At 72.8% G+C, this 17,292-nt stretch carries 18 protein-coding genes; 10 read left to right on the forward strand and 8 right to left on the reverse strand.

Annotated features, from left to right (window positions below; genetic code table 11):
• Window positions 1-10 precede the first annotated feature (10 nt).
• Together ACFWAR_RS12725 and ACFWAR_RS12730 are read right to left on the reverse strand one after the other, a co-directional pair.
• Window positions 11-1,045, reverse strand: coding sequence for an aldo/keto reductase (locus ACFWAR_RS12725; protein WP_385776098.1), 1,035 nt, complete (start codon window positions 1,043-1,045; stop codon window positions 11-13).
• A complete protein-coding gene (locus ACFWAR_RS12730) occupies window positions 1,042-1,482 on the reverse strand; it encodes a MerR family transcriptional regulator (RefSeq protein ID WP_385776100.1) in 441 nt (146 codons plus the stop codon). Before ACFWAR_RS12730 ends, ACFWAR_RS12725 begins: the two co-directional genes overlap by 4 nt.
• Window positions 1,483-1,552: 70 nt before the next feature.
• On the opposite strand from ACFWAR_RS12730, the gene ACFWAR_RS12735 reads away from it, so the two are divergent.
• Window positions 1,553-2,374, forward strand: a complete 822-nt coding sequence (locus tag ACFWAR_RS12735; RefSeq protein WP_385776242.1) for a serine hydrolase domain-containing protein — start codon at window positions 1,553-1,555, stop codon at window positions 2,372-2,374.
• Window positions 2,375-2,523: 149 nt separating this feature from the next.
• Entirely contained in the window at window positions 2,524-3,678 is a 1,155-nt protein-coding gene (locus tag ACFWAR_RS12740) for a peptidoglycan recognition protein (RefSeq protein WP_385776102.1), read from the forward strand.
• Window positions 3,679-3,688: 10 nt separating this feature from the next.
• Here the strand turns inward: ACFWAR_RS12740 and ACFWAR_RS12745 are convergent, their stop codons facing one another.
• Complete coding sequence (locus tag ACFWAR_RS12745; RefSeq protein ID WP_385776104.1) at window positions 3,689-4,408, reverse strand: pirin family protein; 720 nt, start codon at window positions 4,406-4,408, stop codon at window positions 3,689-3,691.
• A gap of 95 nt (window positions 4,409-4,503) precedes the next feature.
• Between ACFWAR_RS12745 and ACFWAR_RS12750 the strand changes: the two genes are divergently transcribed.
• The 5 genes from ACFWAR_RS12750 to ACFWAR_RS12770 all read left to right on the forward strand — a co-directional run bounded on the left by ACFWAR_RS12750 (window position 4,504) and on the right by ACFWAR_RS12770 (window position 9,418).
• Window positions 4,504-5,730: a PucR family transcriptional regulator gene (locus ACFWAR_RS12750; protein WP_385776106.1), complete on the forward strand. Its 1,227-nt coding sequence runs from the start codon at window positions 4,504-4,506 to the stop codon at window positions 5,728-5,730.
• 89 nt (window positions 5,731-5,819) lie between these two features.
• Entirely contained in the window at window positions 5,820-6,737 is a 918-nt protein-coding gene (locus tag ACFWAR_RS12755) for an ACP S-malonyltransferase (protein ID WP_385776108.1), read from the forward strand.
• Window positions 6,738-6,756: 19 nt separating this feature from the next.
• Window positions 6,757-7,761 carry a ketoacyl-ACP synthase III gene (locus ACFWAR_RS12760; RefSeq protein WP_385776110.1) on the forward strand — a complete coding sequence of 335 codons (1,005 nt, stop codon included), beginning with the start codon at window positions 6,757-6,759 and terminating at the stop codon, window positions 7,759-7,761.
• A 60-nt stretch (window positions 7,762-7,821) separates the two neighbouring features.
• A complete protein-coding gene (locus ACFWAR_RS12765) occupies window positions 7,822-8,073 on the forward strand; it encodes an acyl carrier protein (protein ID WP_373039061.1) in 252 nt (83 codons plus the stop codon).
• 79 nt (window positions 8,074-8,152) lie between these two features.
• Window positions 8,153-9,418, forward strand: coding sequence for a beta-ketoacyl-[acyl-carrier-protein] synthase family protein (locus tag ACFWAR_RS12770; RefSeq protein WP_385776113.1), 1,266 nt, complete (start codon window positions 8,153-8,155; stop codon window positions 9,416-9,418).
• A 146-nt stretch (window positions 9,419-9,564) separates the two neighbouring features.
• On the opposite strand, the gene ACFWAR_RS12775 is transcribed toward ACFWAR_RS12770, so the two are convergent.
• Complete coding sequence (locus tag ACFWAR_RS12775; protein WP_385776115.1) at window positions 9,565-10,059, reverse strand: DUF3145 domain-containing protein; 495 nt, start codon at window positions 10,057-10,059, stop codon at window positions 9,565-9,567.
• A gap of 249 nt (window positions 10,060-10,308) precedes the next feature.
• Between ACFWAR_RS12775 and ACFWAR_RS12780 the strand changes: the two genes are divergently transcribed.
• The gene (locus ACFWAR_RS12780) at window positions 10,309-11,208 is read left to right on the forward strand and encodes an SGNH/GDSL hydrolase family protein (RefSeq protein ID WP_385776117.1); all 900 of its coding nucleotides are present in this window, start codon (window positions 10,309-10,311) and stop codon (window positions 11,206-11,208) included.
• Window positions 11,209-11,314: 106 nt separating this feature from the next.
• Here the strand turns inward: ACFWAR_RS12780 and ACFWAR_RS12785 are convergent, their stop codons facing one another.
• Complete coding sequence (locus ACFWAR_RS12785; protein WP_385776119.1) at window positions 11,315-13,789, reverse strand: beta-glucosidase; 2,475 nt, start codon at window positions 13,787-13,789, stop codon at window positions 11,315-11,317.
• Window positions 13,790-13,940: 151 nt separating this feature from the next.
• Between ACFWAR_RS12785 and ACFWAR_RS12790 the strand changes: the two genes are divergently transcribed.
• Window positions 13,941-14,534, forward strand: a complete 594-nt coding sequence (locus ACFWAR_RS12790) for a TetR/AcrR family transcriptional regulator (protein ID WP_385776121.1) — start codon at window positions 13,941-13,943, stop codon at window positions 14,532-14,534.
• On the opposite strand, the gene ACFWAR_RS12795 is transcribed toward ACFWAR_RS12790, so the two are convergent.
• Entirely contained in the window at window positions 14,531-14,875 is a 345-nt protein-coding gene (locus tag ACFWAR_RS12795) for a winged helix-turn-helix transcriptional regulator (protein WP_385776123.1), read from the reverse strand. The genes ACFWAR_RS12790 and ACFWAR_RS12795 overlap by 4 nt on opposite strands.
• A gap of 99 nt (window positions 14,876-14,974) precedes the next feature.
• Between ACFWAR_RS12795 and ACFWAR_RS12800 the strand changes: the two genes are divergently transcribed.
• A complete protein-coding gene (locus ACFWAR_RS12800; RefSeq protein WP_385776125.1) occupies window positions 14,975-15,871 on the forward strand; it encodes an NAD(P)-dependent oxidoreductase in 897 nt (298 codons plus the stop codon).
• Here the strand turns inward: ACFWAR_RS12800 and ACFWAR_RS12805 are convergent.
• Together ACFWAR_RS12805 and ACFWAR_RS12810 are read right to left on the reverse strand one after the other, a co-directional pair.
• Window positions 15,861-16,748: an EI24 domain-containing protein gene (locus tag ACFWAR_RS12805; RefSeq protein ID WP_385776127.1), complete on the reverse strand. Its 888-nt coding sequence runs from the start codon at window positions 16,746-16,748 to the stop codon at window positions 15,861-15,863. The two genes, ACFWAR_RS12800 and ACFWAR_RS12805, sit on opposite strands and share 11 nt — an antisense overlap.
• A gap of 112 nt (window positions 16,749-16,860) precedes the next feature.
• Window positions 16,861-17,283 (reverse strand): organic hydroperoxide resistance protein, encoded by a 423-nt coding sequence (locus tag ACFWAR_RS12810; RefSeq protein ID WP_385776129.1) that lies wholly within the window; start codon window positions 17,281-17,283, stop codon window positions 16,861-16,863.
• Window positions 17,284-17,292 lie beyond the last annotated feature (9 nt).

The following is a 17,292-nucleotide window of genomic DNA, read 5'->3' on the forward strand; positions in this document are numbered from 1 at the left end:
GGGAGGGCGATCAGGACTCGCGGGCCGCCGAGGTCGAGGACATGTCCGGGTAGCGGTCGCCCGCGACGCGGGAGGCGATCGGCTCCAGCAGGGCCAGTTCGGCCTCCGTCAAGACGATCCGGGTCGCCGCCGCGTTCTCCTCCAGGCGGTTGCGCTTGCGGGTGCCCGGGATCGGGACGACCGTCAGGCCGTGGACCGACGCCCGCTGGTGCACCCAGGCCAGCGCGACCTGCGCCGCGGTGGCCCCGTGCGCCGCCGCGACCTGGCGCACCGGCTCCAGCAGCGCGGCGTTGGTGCGGGCGTTGTCCCCGGTGAAGCGCGGCTGGTAGCGGCGGAAGTCGCCCTCCGCCAGCTCCGCCCCGGCGTCCGCGAACGCCCCGGTCAGGAAGCCGCGCCCGAGCGGGGAGTAGGGCACGAAGGCCACCCCCAGCTCGGCGGCCGCGGCCACCGCGCTGCGCTCCACGTCCCGGCTGAAGAGGGACCACTCCGACTGGAGCGCGGTGATCGGATGCACCGCGTGCGCCTCGCGCAGCTCGGCGCCGGTGACCTCGCTCAGGCCCAGGTGGCGGACCTTGCCCTGCGCCACGAGCTCCGCCATCGCGCCGACGGACTCCGCCAGCGGCACCAGCGGGTCGCGCCGGTGCATGTAGTAGAGGTCGATGACGTCCACGCCGAGTCGGCGCAGGCTGTCCTCGACGGCCCGGCGGACGTACGCCGCGTCGTTGCGCACGCCCCGGTACTGCGGGTCGTCGGTGCGCTCGATCGCGAACTTCGTGGCCAGGGTGATCTCGTCCCGGTGCGCGGCGACGAAGGGCGCGAGGAACTCCTCGTTGCGCCCCCGCCCGTAGACGTCGGCGGTGTCGAAGAGGGTGATCCCGGCCTCCAGGGCGGCGCCCAGGGTGTCGCGGGCCGCCGCCTCGTCGGTGTCGCCGTAGAACTCGCTGATGCCCATGCAGCCGAGCCCCTGCACGCCGACCAGCGGGCCGCCCTTGCCCAGTTCGACCCGGGCGATCTTGTTCTCGGAGGTGCCTGCGGTGTTCGTCATGACTGTGCCTTCCCCTGTCCCTTGTGCGCGTGCCCGGTGTCCGCGGGGTCCGCGGTGTCCGCGTAGAAGCCGATCTTGTAGTCCAGTACGGCCAGCGCGTCCGTCAGCTCGTCGATCCGCGCCCGCACCTCCCGGCGCGTCCGCTCCAGCAGTTCCCGCCGCTCCCGGAAGGTGTGCTGCCCCTCGCGGACCAGTTCCGCGTAGCGGACCATGTCCGCCACCGACATCCCGGTGGCGCGCAGCTTGCCCACGAAGGCGAGCCAGTCGAGGTCCTTGTCGCTGAACCGGCGCTGGCCCGAGTGCGAGCGGTCCACGTGCGGCATCAGCCCGATCCGCTCGTACCAGCGCAAGGTGTGCTGGGTCAGCCCGGTCCGGGCCTCGACCTCGCTGATCGTGTACCGCGTCTGCGACTGCGACTGCATCTGCGTCAGGCTCATGACCACCACGCTAAAACCCTTGAGTGCACTCCAAGCAAGTAGGCTCGGCCCCATGGAGAGCACGGAGATCATGGACAGCCTGCGGATCGTCGACACCTGGCCGGTACCGACCGCCGCGGCGGCCGTCGTACGCGCCGACGGGACCCTCGCCGGCGCCCACGGCCCGGTCGAGCACCGCTTCGCGTTGGCCTCCGTCACCAAGCCGCTCGCCGCCTACGCCGCGCTCGTCGCGTACGAGGAGGGGGCGATCGAGCTGGACGAACCGGCCGGCCCCGAGGGGTCGACCGTGCGCCACCTGCTCGCGCACACCAGCGGCCTCGCCTTCGACGAGCACCGCGCGATGGCCCCGGCCGGGGAGCGGCGACTGTACTCCAACGCCGGTTTCGAGGTGCTCGGCGACCACATCACCAAGGCCACCGGCATCGCCTTCGCCGAGTACCTGCATCAGGCGGTGCTGGAGCCGCTGGGCATGACCTCGACCACCCTGGAGGGCTCCCCCGCCAAGGACGGCGTCTCCACGGTCGCCGACCTCGTCCGCTTCGCCGCCGAGCTCCAGGCCCCCCGGCTGCTGGACGTCCGCACGGTCGCCGAGGCCACCGCCGTGGTGCACCCCGGCCTCAAGGGCGTCCTGCCCGGCTACGGTCACCAGTCCCCCAACGACTGGGGCCTCGGCCTGGAGATCCGCGACGGGAAGTCCCCGCACTGGACGGGCGCCGGTTCCTCCCCGCGCACCTTCGGCCACTTCGGGCAGGCCGGCACCTTCCTCTGGGTGGACCCGGACGCCCGCGCCGCCTGCGTGGCGCTGACCGACCGGCCCTTCGGGCCGTGGGCGGTCCAGGCCTGGCCGCCCTTCACCGACGGGGTGCTCGCCGCGCTGGCCGGGCGCCGCTGAAAGGACGTTCGACGGCGGTGTCGAACGGGTGACGCCGCCGGGGCTATGCCCCCATCCGACCCGATTGCCGTGGCCCGCGTCCCGGTTCCGGCCCCGCCGCATCGATAGATTCCGGTTCCCATCCACCGTTGATCTTCGGGGAGAACCGGGTGCGCACCCGCAGCATCGTGGTGACGGCCGCCACCGCCGCCCTCACCACCGGCATCGTCGGACTGCTCGCCGTACGGGGGGCGCCCGGCGCCGCCCTGCGCACCGAACCCCTGCGGGCGAACGGGTCCGGCGCCTCCTTCGAGGACGGGGACACCGCCGGTTTCAGCATGCTCGCCGTCTCCTGGGACGAGCCCGACCGGGCCCTCGACGGGGAGATCCGGGTCCGGACGAAGTCCGCGCGGACCGGGGCCTGGTCGCCCTGGACCGTGTTGGGCACCGAGCGGGGCGAGGGCGTGCGCGGGGTGTCCGAGCCGCTGTGGGCCGGGCCCTCCACCGGGGTCGAGGTCCGGGTCGCGGGCCACGGCGCCGCGCTGCCCGACGGACTGCGACTGGACCTGGTCGACCCCGGCGCCGACCCGGCGGCCGCGGACCCGGACGCGGGGGACGCCGTACCCGCCGCGCACCCGGCGGGCGCCCCCGGCGCCGCCCGGCGCGACGGCGCCGCCCGCCCCGACGTGGTCTCCCGTTCCGCGTGGGGCGCGCGGGAGCAGCCGGGCAACGACCCCGTGTACGGCAAGGAGGTCAAGGCGGTCTTCGTGCACCACACCGCGCAGACCAACGCCTACGACTGCACCGACTCGGCGGCCCTGATGCGCGGCCTGCAGACCCTGCACGTGCGCACGAACGGCTGGAAGGACCTCGGCTACAACTTCGTCGTCGACAAGTGCGGCACCGTCTTCGAGGGCCGTCGCGGCGGCGCCGACCGGCCGGTGACCGGCGCGCACACCCTCGGCTTCAACACCGACACCATGGGCGTCGCGGTCATCGGCGAGTACTCCGCGCAGGAACCCTCCGACGCCGCGATGAGCGCGGTGGCCCGGCTCGCCGCCTGGAAGCTGGGCCGGTACGGGTACGACCCGCAGGGCAGCGTCACGCTGACGTCCGGGCTCGACAACGGCAAGTTCCGCGCCGGTGTCCAGGCGCGCTTCGAGCGGATCTCCGGCCACCGCGACGCGTTCTCCACCGAGTGCCCGGGCACCGCCCTCTACCGCCGGCTCCCGGCGATCCGCTCCCGCGCCGCCGACCAGGCCGGGGACCCGGTGGGCGGTTCGCTCGACGGGCTGATCGGTTCCCTCGCCGGGCACCACGGCTGAGCGGCGGGCCCTACGGCAGTTCCCACAGGAGCAGCTCCCCGGGGGATCCCGCGACGGCCTCCAGGGCGCTCTCCTTGGTGATCCGCACCGAGTCCCCGGGGCCCAGCTCCACGCCGGGCGCGCCGTCGTCCGCGCCGTCGAGCCGCAGGTCCCCGCGGACCACGTGCAGGTAAACCCGGGGCGCGGCCGGTACGGCGATCCGCTCGCCCGCGCCGGGCCTGCGCACCCGCAGCACCGCACCGGCGGCGGGGACCGCGTAGGGCGCGTCGTCGGCGACGTCGCGGACGATCTCGTACGCGGGCCCCTGCCCGTCCGGGTCGCCGGTCCCGCCGTCGCCCGCGCCGTCCGGGTCGAAGGCGTTCGTCGGGGACAGCCACATCTGGACGAAGCGCAGCGGCACCTGCGCGTCGTTGCGTTCGACGTGGCGGACGCCGTCGCCCGCGCTGAGCCGCTGCACGTCCCCGGCCCGCACCACGGTGGCGTGCCCGGTGCTGTCCCGGTGGGTGAGCTCGCCCTCGGCGACCCAGGTGACGATCTCGGTGTGCCGGTGGGAGTGCTCCTCGAAGCCCGCGCCGGGGGCGAGGAACTCCTCGTTGCAGGCCCGGACCGGGCCGAAGCCGAGGTTGTCCGGATCGTAGAAACCACCGAAGGAGAAGGCGTGCCGGGTGCTGATCCCGGCCTCCTCGTCCCCGCCCGGGTACCGGTCCGCGCCGCGTCGTACTTCCATCATGGGGGCCACCGTAGCGGCCCGGCCGCTCCCGGCCCCGGGGCCGGGCCGCCGACCCGGCACTCCGCGGCGGGGTCCGGATAGGGCAGTCTTGTCCCGTGCCCCAACCCGAACGTGAGCAGCCCCCCGCGCATCCCACGCATCCCGCCCACCAGGTGCAACCCGCCCATCCCCATGCGGCGACCCTGCGGCGGCTGGAGAAGTCCTCCGGGCGCCTCGCCGCGAACGCGATCGCCCGCATGGACGAGACGCTGTCGTGGTACCGGGCGATGCCCCCGGAGAACCGCTCGTGGATCGGCCTGGTCGCGCAGGCGGGCATCGCCGCCTTCACCGAGTGGTTCCGGCACCCCGAGACCCCCCAGGCGATCTCCACCGACGTCTTCGGTACGGCCCCGCGCGAGCTGACCAGGGCGATCACCCTGCGCCAGACCGTCGAGATGGTCCGTACGACGATCGAGGTCATGGAGGCCGCCATCGAGGAGGTGGCCGCCCCGGGCGACGAGTCGATCCTGCGCGAGGCGCTGCTGGTGTACGCCCGGGAGATCGCCTTCGCGACCGCCCAGGTGTACGCGCAGGCGGCCGAGGCGCGCGGCGCCTGGGACGCCCGGCTGGAGTCCCTCGTGGTCAACGCGGTGCTGTCCGGCGAGGCGGACGAGGGCGCGCTCTCGCGTGCCGCGGCGCTCGGCTGGAGCTCCCCCGACCACGTGTGCGTGGTGCTGGGAACCGCCCCGGAGGGGGACAGCGAGCTGACGGTGGAGGCGATCCGGCGGGCCGCGCGGCACCACAAGCTCCAGGTGTTGACCGGGGTCCTCGGCGACCGGCTGGTCGTGATCGCGGGCGGCAGCGACAACCCGATGCAGGTCGCGAAGTCCCTGATCGGGCCGTTCGCGGCGGGGGCGGTGGTGGCCGGTCCGGTGGTCTCGGACCTGCTCAACGCGACGAAGTCGGCGCAGGCCGCCGCGGCCGGACTGAAGGCGTGCACGGCGTGGCAGGACGCCCCGCGCCCGGTCCTCGCGGATGATCTCCTTCCAGAGCGCGCGATCGCCTCCGACCCTTCTGCGCGGGAGCAGTTGGTGGAGGAGATCTACAGACCGCTCGAAGAAGCCGGATCCGCCCTGTTGGAGACGCTGAGCGTCTACCTGGAGCAGGCGAGCAGCCTCGAAGGGGCGGCCCGGATGTTGTTCGTGCACCCGAATACGGTGCGGTACCGGCTCCGACGTGTGACCGACGTCACCGGTTGGTCGCCGTCAGATGTCCGCTCGGCGTTCACTCTGCGGATCGCCCTGATCCTGGGGCGTCTGGCCGACGGCGAACAGCCGTCCTAGACTTTTGTCGGACATCAACAATTACCCCGACGGTTCTTCGTCCCTGTCCCCACGGGCGGCGCAGGCCGAACTCAAGAGAGAGTGTGAGGGTGCTCGTACTCGTCGCTCCCGGCCAAGGCGCTCAGACGCCCGGCTTCCTGACTTCCTGGCTCGACCTCCCCGGTGCCGCTGACCGCGTCGCCGCATGGTCGGACGCCATCGAGCTCGACCTTGCCCACTACGGCACCAAGGCCGACGCGGACGAGATCCGCGACACCGCCGTGGCCCAGCCGCTGCTGGTGGCGGCGGGTCTGCTGTCCGCTTCCGCGCTGGGCTCCCCGGCCGCCTTCGGCGCGGTCGCCGGTCACAGCGTCGGCGAGATCACCGCCGCCGCGTACGCCGGTGTGCTGGGCGAGGCGGACGCGCTGTCCTTCGTCCGCACCCGCGGGCTGGCGATGGCGGAGGCCGCCGCGGTCACCGAGACCGGCATGGCCGCCGTGCTCGGTGGTGACCCGGACGTGGTCGTCGCACACCTGACCGCGATGGGCCTCACCCCGGCCAACGTCAACGGAGCCGGCCAGATCGTGGCCGCGGGCACCGCGGAGCAGATCGAAGCCCTGGTGGCCGACAAGCCCGAAGGCACCATGAAGGTCGTCGCCCTCAAGGTCGCGGGCGCCTTCCACACGCACCACATGGCACCCGCGGTCGCCACGCTGGAGAAGGCCGCCCAGGCCCTCGCTCCGGCCGACCCGGTGCTGACGTACGTGTCCAACAAGGACGGGCAGATCGTCACCAAGGGCGCCGACGTCGTCGCCCGCCTCGTCGGCCAGGTCGCCAACCCGGTCCGCTGGGACCTGTGCATGGAGACGTTCGCCGCACAAGGCGTCACCGGGATCATCGAGCTGTGCCCGGGCGGCACCCTGACGGGGCTGGCCAAGCGCGCCCTCAAGGGCGTACCGACCGTGGCGCTGAAGACGCCCGACGATCTCGAGAAGGCCGCTGCGCTCATCGCTGAGCACGCGGTCTGAGAGAAGGAGCCCACACAGCATGTCGAAGATCAAGCCTGCAAAGGGTTCCCCGTACGCGCGCATCCTCGGTGTCGGCGGCTACCGCCCCACGCGGGTCGTCCCCAACGAGGTGATCCTGGAGACGATCGACTCGTCCGACGAGTGGATCCGCTCGCGCTCCGGCATCGCGACCCGGCACTGGGCCTCGCCGCAGGAGACCGTCGCCGCGATGTCGGTCGAGGCCTCCGGCAAGGCGCTGGCCGACGCCGGGGTCTCGCCGGAGCAGATCGGCGCCGTGATCGTCTCGACGGTCTCGCACTTCAAGCAGACCCCGGCCGTCGCGACCGAGATCGCGCACCGGATCGGCGCGGGCAAGCCCGCCGCCTTCGACATCTCCGCCGGTTGTGCCGGTTTCGGCTACGGACTGACCCTGGCCAAGAGCCTGGTCGTCGAGGGTTCGGCGCAGTACGTCCTGGTCATCGGTGTCGAGCGGCTGTCCGATCTGACCGACCTGGAGGACCGCGCGACGGCCTTCCTCTTCGGTGACGGAGCGGGCGCCGTGGTCATCGGCCCCTCGGACGAGCCGGCCATCGGCCCCACCGTGTGGGGTTCGGAGGGCGACAAGTCCGACACCATCAAGCAGACCGTGCCGTGGGACGAGTGGCTCGGCAAGGACGGCGGCAACAAGTTCCCGGCCATCACGCAGGAGGGTCAGGCGGTCTTCCGCTGGGCCGTCTTCGAGATGGCCAAGGTGGCCCAGCAGGCGCTCGACGCGGCCGGGATCACCGCCGACGACCTGGACGTCTTCATCCCGCACCAGGCGAACATGCGGATCATCGACTCGATGGTGAAGACTCTGAAGCTGCCGGAGCACGTCACGGTCGCCCGTGACGTCGAGACCACCGGCAACACCTCGGCCGCCTCGATCCCGCTCGCGATGGAGCGGCTCCTGGCGACCGGGGCGGCGAAGAGCGGCGACACGGCGCTCGTCATCGGCTTCGGGGCGGGCCTCGTCTACGCAGCCACGGTCGTTACCCTCCCCTAGGGCCCGGGATCCTTTCCCGACCTGTACCACCAGAGTTAGCTATCTAAGAAGGAGCGCCACATGGCCGCCACGCAGGAAGAGATCGTCGAGGGTCTCGCGGAGATCGTCAACGAGATCGCCGGTATCCCGACCGAAGACGTCGCCATCGAGAAGTCCTTCACGGACGACCTGGACGTCGACTCCCTGTCCATGGTCGAGGTCGTCGTCGCCGCCGAAGAGCGCTTCGACGTCAAGATCCCGGACGAGGACGTCAAGAACCTCAAGACGGTCGGCGACGCCGCGGACTACATCCTGAAGCACCAGGCTGCCTGAGCCTGACGAGCGTTTGTCGCCACCCGGCGGTGGCGCCGTGACAATTCAGCACCCTCTTACACGTGGAGAAAGAATTCCTGTGAGCCCGACCAATCGCACCGTGGTCGTCACCGGTATCGGCGCAACCACTCCGCTGGGTGGCGACAGCGCTTCGACCTGGGAAGGTCTGCTTTCCGGTCGTTCCGGGGTCAAGCCCCTCGAAGGCGAGCGCTTCGCCGAACTCCCGGTCCGCATCGCGGCGCTGGCCGCCGTGGATCCGGGCGAGGTACTGCCCCGCCCGCTCGCCCGCAAGCTGGACCGCTCGGCGCAGTTCGCGCTGATCGCGGGCCGCGAGGCCTGGGCCGACGCGGGGTACACCGGCCCGGCCGGTGAGGACCCCGCGGTCGATCCCGTGCGCCTCGGCACCGTGATCGCCTCCGGCATCGGCGGCGTCACCACCCTGCTCGACCAGTACGACGTACTGAAGGAGAAGGGCGTGCGGCGGGTCTCCCCGCACACGGTCCCCATGCTCATGCCGAACGGCCCGGCGGCCAACGTCGGCCTGGAGGTCAACGCCCAGGCCGGTGTGCACACCCCGGTCAGCGCCTGCGCCTCCGGCGCCGAGGCCATCGGCTACGCCGTCGAGATGATCCGCACCGGCCGCGCCGACGTGGTCATCGCGGGCGGCACCGAGGCGGCGATCCACCCGCTGCCGATCGCCGCGTTCGCCAACATGATGGCGATGTCCAAGAACAACGACAACCCCACCACGGCCTCCCGACCGTACGACAAGGCCCGCGACGGCTTCGTCCTCGGCGAGGGCGCGGGCGTGGTGGTCCTGGAGTCCGCCGAGCACGCCGCCGCGCGCGGCGCCCGGGTCTACTGCGAGGTGCTGGGCCAGGGCCTGTCCGCGGACAGCCACCACATCGCGCAGCCCGAGCCCACCGGTCGCGGTGTCGCGGCCGCGCTGCGCAACCTGCTGGACAACACCGGTCTGGACCCGGCCGAGCTGGTCCACCTGAACGCGCACGCCACGTCGACCCCGCAGGGTGACACGGCCGAGCTGAAGGCGCTGCGCAAGGTCCTGGGCGACGACCTCGACCACATCGCGATCTCGGCGACCAAGTCGATGACGGGTCACCTGCTGGGCGGCGCGGGCGGTGTCGAGACCGTCGCGACGGTGCTGGCGCTGTACCACCGCATCGCCCCGCCGACGATCAACGTCGACGACCTGGACGACGACATCACGGCGGACATCGTCCGCGACGAGCCGCGCAAGCTGCCCGTGGACGGTCCGATCTCCGCGATCAACAACTCGTTCGGTTTCGGCGGCCACAACGTGTCGCTCGCCTTCCGTTCCGTTTAGTGCGGCTGGACCGGCTCCGCTCGCGCGGACCCGGTTGCTCGCCGCCGTGGCCGCTCGATTGATGGTCGCGGTGTTCGCGGGTCGAACGACAGAAGGCCCACCCGGTATCCGGGTGGGCCTTCTGCGTGGCGGTCGCCGAGCGGGGCTCAGACGACCTGGTGGAGCCAGCGCACCGGAGCGCCCTCGCCCGCGTAGCGGAAGGGTTCCAGTTCGTCGTCCCAGGCCTTGCCGAGCAGGGCGGCGACCTCCGCCTCCAGGTCGCTCTCGCCGAGGACGGACCGGGCGAGCGCGGCGCGCAGCCGGTCCTCCGGGATGAGGATGTCCCCGTGCATGCCGGTGACGGCGTGGAAGATGCCGAGTTCGGGGGTGGAGCTGTAGCGCTCCCCCTCGGCGGTGGGACAGGGTTCGGCGGTCACCTCGAAGCGCAACAGGTGCCAGCCGCGCAGCGCGGAGGCGAGCTTCGAGGCGGTGCCCGGTTCGGCCTGCCAGGAGAACTCGGATCTCCATGTGCCGGGAGAGGCGGGCTGCCTGATCCAGTCGAGGTTCACCCGCACCCCGAGTACGCCCGCGACCGCCCATTCCACGTGCGGGCAGAGCGCGCGCGGTGCGGAATGCACGTACAGAACTCCACGTGTCGTCACCGGGACCTCCAGTGTGGGACGAGGTCGGGAATAAACTCCTGAAAACGGACAGATTGTGACGTGATGTAATTTACCGGAAATGATCTGACATTGCGGCAAGGGACGTGCGGCCGAAACGCCACGGGAAAAAGCTACCGTGCGCCGGGGGTCGTGGCGTGACGTACGGTCGCTCCGAGCCCCGTAATCACACAGCTTTCACTCAGCAGGACGCCCCCGGGTACGCCGGGCGACGAGGGAGGGACCTCACCCATGCGCACCACCACCTCCGCGCGCCGCCGCAGTCGGAAGTCCGTTCTGCGCGCGGGCGCGGCGGCGGCCGTGCTGACCCTGGGCGCCGCGGGCTGCCAGGACGGCGGGGACTCCGCCGGCGGCGAGCGCGGGGCGCAGGCCCCGCCGCGCTGGAACACCGCCCCCGCGTCGATCGCCGCCGTCGGGGACTCCATCACCCGCGGGTTCGACGCCTGTTCGGTACTGGCGGACTGCCCCGAGGTCTCGTGGGCCACCGGCAACGATCCCGAGGTGCACTCGCTGGCGACCCGGCTGGTCGGCGAGGCGCTGACCCCCGAGCGCAGTTGGAACTACGCGGTCACCGGGGCCCGGATGGCGGACCTGGGCGGGCAGCTGACGGCCGCGGCCGCGCACCGTCCCGACCTGGTCACGGTGATGGTGGGGTCGAACGACGCCTGCCGGCCCACGGCTTCGTCGATGACCTCGGTCGCCGATTTCCGGGAGGGCTTCGAGAAGGCCCTGGCGGGGCTGCGCGCGGCCGCGCCCACGACCCAGGTGTACGTGTCGAGCGTGCCGGACCTGCAACGGCTGTGGGAGCAGGGCAAGGGCAGCGCGATGGGCCGGCAGATCTGGAAGCTCGGGATCTGCCAGTCGATGCTGGCGGACGCCGAGTCGGTGACCCCCGCGGCGACGGCGCGGCGCGAGAAGGTGCGGGCGCGCGTGGTGGAGTACAACGAGGCGCTGCGGCAGGTCTGCGCGAAGGACGAGCTGTGCCGCTACGACGGCGGCGCCGTCTTCCAGTACCCCTTCACGACCGAGCAGTTGAGCCACTGGGACTGGTTCCACCCGGGCAAGGACGGCCAGGCGCGACTGGCGGAGCTGGCGCACCGCCAGGTGACCTCGGCCAAGCCGCCCATCTGATCCTACGACCGGGCGATGGTCGGACAAGTGGACCGGGGGCGGGTGTCAGGGCCCGCCCCCGGTCCGGTTCATGGATGATTTCCGGCCAGCCGGCCGTCGGTGGAAATCAGGCGTCGACCTCAAGGGTGGCGGTCAGCCGCGCGTCGGCGTGGGAACGGCTCGCGCGCACTTCGTACGTCCCGCCCACGCGCCGCCAGGCCCCGGCCTCCTCGTCCCAGATCTCGAAGGCCCGCGCGGGCAGCGCGATGTCGACCTCGACGCTCTCACCGGCTTCCGCTTCCAGGCTCACGAAGCCCGCCAGCCAGCTCGCCGGGCGTTCCACCGGGTCGCCCACGGGCGCCAGGTAGACCTGGACGACCTCGCGGCCGCGGCGGGCACCGGTGTTGCGGATCCGGACCCGGGCCGCGTCGGCGGTCACCTCCAGGGACTCGTACGCCCAGTCGGTGTAGCCGAGGCCGTGCCCGAAGCCGAAGGCGGGGCTCACACCGGCCTTCTCGTAGGCCCGGTAGCCGATGTGGAGCCCTTCGCGGTACTCCAGCCGCCCCTCCTGCGGGACCACTTCGGTGACCGGTACGTCCGCGAACTCGGCGGGCCAGGTGGTGGGCAGGCGCCCGCCGGGCTCGCGCTCGCCGAGGAGCACGTCGGCCAGCGCGGCCCCGCCCTCCTGCCCGGGGAACCAGGTCAGCAGGATCGCCGCCACCTCGTCCCGCCAGGGCAGTTCGACCGGGGAGCCCGTGTTGATGACGACCACGGTGTTCGGGTTGACGGCGGCGACGGCGCGCACGAGGTCGTTCTGGCGCCCGGGCAGTTCCAGGTCCGTGCGGTCGAAGCCCTCGGACTCGACGCGCTCGGTGGTGGCGACGACCACGACGGCGGTGTCCGCCTCCCGCGCCGCGGCCACGGCCTCGGCGATCAGCTCGTCCGCGTCGCGCCGCGGCCCGAGGTGGAGCAGCGAGAACATGATCGCGCGCAGCGGCAGCGTGCTCATGTCCGGGACCTGGTAGGTCAGCGAGACCTCGACCGGCTCGCCCGCCGCGAGGACGGCGCGGGCCCGTACGTTGGGCGCGCCGAAGAACGCCTCGAAGGGGTCGGCCTCGCCGCCCGGGAGCTGGACGCCCTCCCAGACCCGCGCGCCGTCGACCGCGAGGTCGAAGGCGCCGAGGCCCCGGGTGCCGAAGGCGTGCTCGCCGCTCTCGCGGGGGACGAAGGTGCCGGTGACCTCGATGGAGGCCATCGTCTCGTACGTCACCCCGGCGGGCAGGTCGTCGCCGATCCACTGGACCTGGCCGGACGGCAGGCTGCCCTCGCCGATGACGGCCCCGGAGGCGTCGCGGCAGACCGCGCGCAGCTCGAAACCGGCGTCGGCGGGGGTGGGCTCCTCGCTGGGGTCGGCGCCGACGCTGAAGGTCAGCGCGCCCTGCGGGAGGGCCGCGGTCAGGCCGACGAGCGGGGAGACGATCCGCTCGGGGAAGACGGTGGCGCTGCCGCCGCCGAGGATCCGGGCGTCGCGGGCGGCGGCTCCGGACAGGGCGATCCTGGCGCGCTGCCCGGTCGCCAGCGGCAGCGCGGCGTTCTCGTTGCGCACGAGGACGAAGCCGCGGGCGGCCAGTTCGCGGGCCAGGGCGTGGCCGTCGACGGCGGCCGGGGCCGTGGTGACGACGGCCGGGGCGCCTTCGAGCAGGCCGACGCGGGCGGCGAGGCGCAGGACGTTGCGCACGGCGTCGTCGACGGCGGACTCGGGGACCTCTCCGGCCCGTACGGCTTCGGCGAGCGGGGGCCCGTAGACGGTCTGCGGTCCCGGCATGACGACGTCGAGGCCGCCGAGGATGTCGCCGGTGGTGGAGCGGGCGGCCATCCAGTCGGAGACGTTGGCGCCGTCGAAGCCCCACTCGCCGCGCAGCACCTCGTTGACGAGGTAGCGGTGCTCGGACATGAAGGTGCCGTTGACCTTGTTGTAGGCCGTCATGATGCCCCACGGGTGGGCATTGGCGACGATGGCCTCGAAGGGCGCCAGGTACAGCTCGCGCAGCGGGCGCGGGGCGATCACGCTGTCGACGGTGAAGCGGTCCGTCTCGGCGTCGTTGCCGACGAAGTGCTTGACGGTGGTGCCGACCCCGCCGTCCTGGACGCCCTGGACGTAGCCGGTGCCGATGGCGCCGGTCAGGTACGGGTCCTCGGAGTAGCACTCGAAGTGGCGCCCGCCCAGCGGGGAGCGGTGCAGGTTGACGGTGGGCGCGAGCAGGACGTGCACGCCCTTGCGGCGGGCCTCCTGGGCGAGCAGTCGACCGGCCCGGCGGGCCAGCGCCGGGTCCCAGGCGGCGGCGAGCGCGGTCGGCGAGGGCAGGGCGACGGACGGGTCGTCCGCGGTCCAGCGGACGCCGCGGACGCCGATCGGTCCGTCGGAGAACACCAGGGAGCCCAGCCCGATCTCGGGGAGGGCGGGCAGCGTCCACATGTCCTGGCCGGCGAGCAGCCGGGCCTTGGTGTCGAGATCGAGCTTGCCGAGTGCGGCTTCGACCGCGTCCTCGCGGGTCCGGTCGGCTCGGGATTCATGGGGGGTGGTGAGGGCGTCGCCTGCCACGGCCTGCCTCCTCGTCGGGTGCTGCTGGGTGCGGGTGACCCCATCGTGGACCTGTTCCCTGGTGAACGGTAGGGTTCGTGATGTGTTCGTTATTTTACGGACATGGCGTACGGTCCTGCTGGCGCGATCGACACGGAGGAAGGCGGGGCGGATGGCCAGGGCCAGGAGCGAGGAGCGGCGCGGGGACATCCTGCGCGCCGCGGTCGAGGTCATCGCGGAACGCGGCTACCGGGGCGCGTCCCTGGCCTCCGTCGCCGAGCGCGTGGGCCTCACCCAGCAGGGCCTGCTGCACTACTTCCCCACCAAGGAGTCCCTCCTGGTCGCGGTCCTGGAGGAGCGCGACCGCTGGGACACCGGCGGCGGCTCGCGGACCTCGCCCGAGCACTGGCGCCTGGACCTGCTGGCCTCGCTGGTGGAGTACAACGCGATGCGCCCGGGGATCGTGCAGACCTTCTCGGCACTGCTGGGCGAGAGCGTGACGGACGAGCACCCGGCGCGGGAGTTCTTCACCGAGCGCTACGCGCAGGTGCGCAGGGAGATGGGCGCTGCGCTGCGCGCCGAGTTCGGCGACCGGCTGCCGTCGGGGCTCACCCCCGAGGAGGCGGCGCCCCTGCTCACCGCGGTCATGGACGGCCTCCAGTACCAGTGGCTGCTGGCCCCGGAATCGGTGGACATGCCGGCGGCCTTCCGCTCCTTCCTGACCCTGCTGCGGGGGCCCGGAGCCGGGCCGGGCCGGGCGGCCTAGCTCCCTCCGGGGGCGCCCGGTACGAGGTGCTTGCGGCCCCATGCGCCCAGCGGGGCCAGCGCCGCGTTCAGCTCGACGCCCAGCGGGGTCAGGGAGTACTCGACCCGGGGCGGCACCTCGTCGTGCGCCTCGCGGTGCACGATGCCGTCGGCCTCCAGCTCGCGCAGCTGCGCGGCGAGCACCTTCTCGGTGACTCCGGGGATCAGCCTGCGCAGCGCGCCGAAGCGCTGCGGCGCCTCGCCCAGGGCCCACAGGATGAGCACCTTCCACTTGCCGCCGATGACGTCCATCGCCGCGTCGATCCCGCAGTGGCTCGATCCCGGCCTGCTCGTAGCCGCCATCCCGCGCCCTCCCCCTCGCCCGCGCACGCACCTGCGGGTAAGCACCCACTTCGAAGTGCGTACTTGATCATCTTTCGGCCCGCCCCAAGGCTAAGGGGCATGACCACGACACACACCGCACCGTCCGCACCCGCCCCCGTCACCCTGCTCGGCACCGGGGCCATGGGCTCCGCCCTGGCCCGCGCCTGGCTCGCCGCCGGGCATCCCCTGACCGTCTGGAACCGCACGCCCGCCCGCACCGCGGCGCTCGCCGCCGAGGGCGCCGCGGTGGCCGCCGGAGCCGCCGACGCGGTGGCCGCGGGCACCCTGGTGGTCCTGTGCCTGCTGGACGACGCCTCGGTGCGCGAGGCCCTCGACGGGGTCGACCTGGCGGGCAAGGACCTGGTGGACCTGACCACCGGCACCCCGGCGGCGGCGCGGGCGCGGGCCACCTGGGCCGCCGCCCGCGGGGCCCGGTACCTGGACGGCGGGATCATGGCGGTGCCGCCGATGATCGGCGTCCCCGGGGCCGGGGGCTACGTCTTCTACAGCGGTTCCCGGGAGCTGTACGAGGAGCACCGCGCGGCCCTGGAGGTCCCGGCCGGGGCCCGGTTCGTCGGTACGGATCCCGGTCACGCGGCCCTGCACGACGTGGCACTGCTGAGCGCGATGTACGGGCTGTTCGCCGGGGTCTCGCACGCCTACGCGCTGGTGCGGAGCGAGGGGATCGCGCCCTCGTCGCTGGCGCCGCTGCTGTCGCAGTGGCTGGGCGCGATGGGGCACTTCGTCCAGGGGGCGGCCGGGCGGCTGGAGTCGGGCGACTTCACCTCGGGGGTGGTCTCGAACCTGGCCATGCAGGTGGCGGGCGCCCCGACGCTGCTGCGCACGGCCGAGGAGCAGGGGGTCAGCGCGGAGCTGATCGCCCCCTACCTGGAGCTGATGGCGCGCCGACTGGCCGCGGACCCCGCCCACGGGGCCGAGGACACCGCCGGCGCGATCGGGCTGCTCAGCCGTTGAAGCCGCGGTCGACCCCGCCGGTGGTCCCGGTCGGGCGGTCGTACCCCGCGGCCGGGGCGCCGTACGCCGTGGCCGGCGGACCGTAGCCCTCGGGCGGCGGGCCGAAACCCTCCCCCGCGTCGGCGCCGGAGTCGGACTCCGGGTCCGCGGTGAGGTCCCGGACCATCAAGGTGGCGCCCGCGACCGCGCCGGGCATCAGGAACACCGCCACCAGCGGCACGATGAAGGCCAGCACCAGCGGTACGCCGAAGCCGAGGGCCAGCATCCGGCGCGAGCGCAGCAGGGCGAGCTGCCCGGGGAGCTCCACCCGGCGGCGCATGAGGGCGACGCTGGTCAGCTCCTGGGTGAGGAAGTAGCCGGAGACGCAGAAGCCGATGGCGGGCACGACGGTCTGCCCGATCACCGGGACGAACCCGAGGGCGAAGAGCAGGACCCCGTAGAGGAGCACCCGCCCGAGCAGCCGCACGCTGTCGCGGGCCGAGATCCACAGCTCCCGCCACAGGGAGAGGCCGGATTCGGGCACTGCGCCGCCCTCGCCGCGGTCGACCGCCTCGGAGAGGGACTCGTAGAACGGCTGGCCGATCAGCAGGGTCACCGCGGTGAAGGTGATCACCGCGAGGAAGAGGCCGAGCCCGAAGACCAGGGCCGTCAGGAAGCCGCGGAAGAGCGCGAGCCAGGGCGAGGACCAGTCGTCGGCGAAGGGTGTCACCCAGGCGACGAAGTCGTCGGCGCCGAAGCCGAGCCCGACCAGCGCGCCCGCGTACAGGACCAGGGACACCAGTCCCGGCAGCAGGCCGAAGCCGAGCCAGCGCCCGTGTCCCAGCACCCAGCGCTGTCCGGCCAGCAGATAGCGGAATCCCCCCGCAAGATCACTCATCGGGCCAGCTTACGGCGCGGGCCGCACCCCCTCGGCGGGGGTGCGGCCCGTGCTGCGTACCGCGTGCGTACCGCGCGCATCGCATCGCGCGGCACGCGTCACCGCGGTGGGATCAGACCGCCAGCTCGACGGTGATGTTGCCGCGGGTCGCCTTGGAGTACGGGCAGACCTGGTGGGCCTTCTCGATGAGGTCCTTGGCGGTGGCGGCGTCCACGTTCGGGATGGAGGCCGAGATCTTGACGATGATGCCGAAGCCCTCGTCGTTCTTGCCGATGCCGACCTCGGCGGTGACGGTGGAGCCGGAGATGTCGGCGTTCTCGTTGCGGGCGACGACACCGAGCGCGCCCTGGAAGCAGGCGCTGTAACCGGCGGCGAAGAGCGCCTCCGGGTTGGTGCCGGCGCCGCTGCCGCCCATCTCCTTCGGCGGGTTCACGACGACGTCGAGCTGACCGTCGCTGGTGGAGACGCGGCCGTCACGGCCGTTCTCGGCGGTGGCGACAGCGGTGTAGACGACGTCGGACTGCTGGATCGACATGTAAGGAAA

It is taken from the genome of Streptomyces sp. NPDC059917, from assembly GCF_042730635.1.
Classification (GTDB): domain Bacteria; phylum Actinomycetota; class Actinomycetes; order Streptomycetales; family Streptomycetaceae; genus Streptomyces.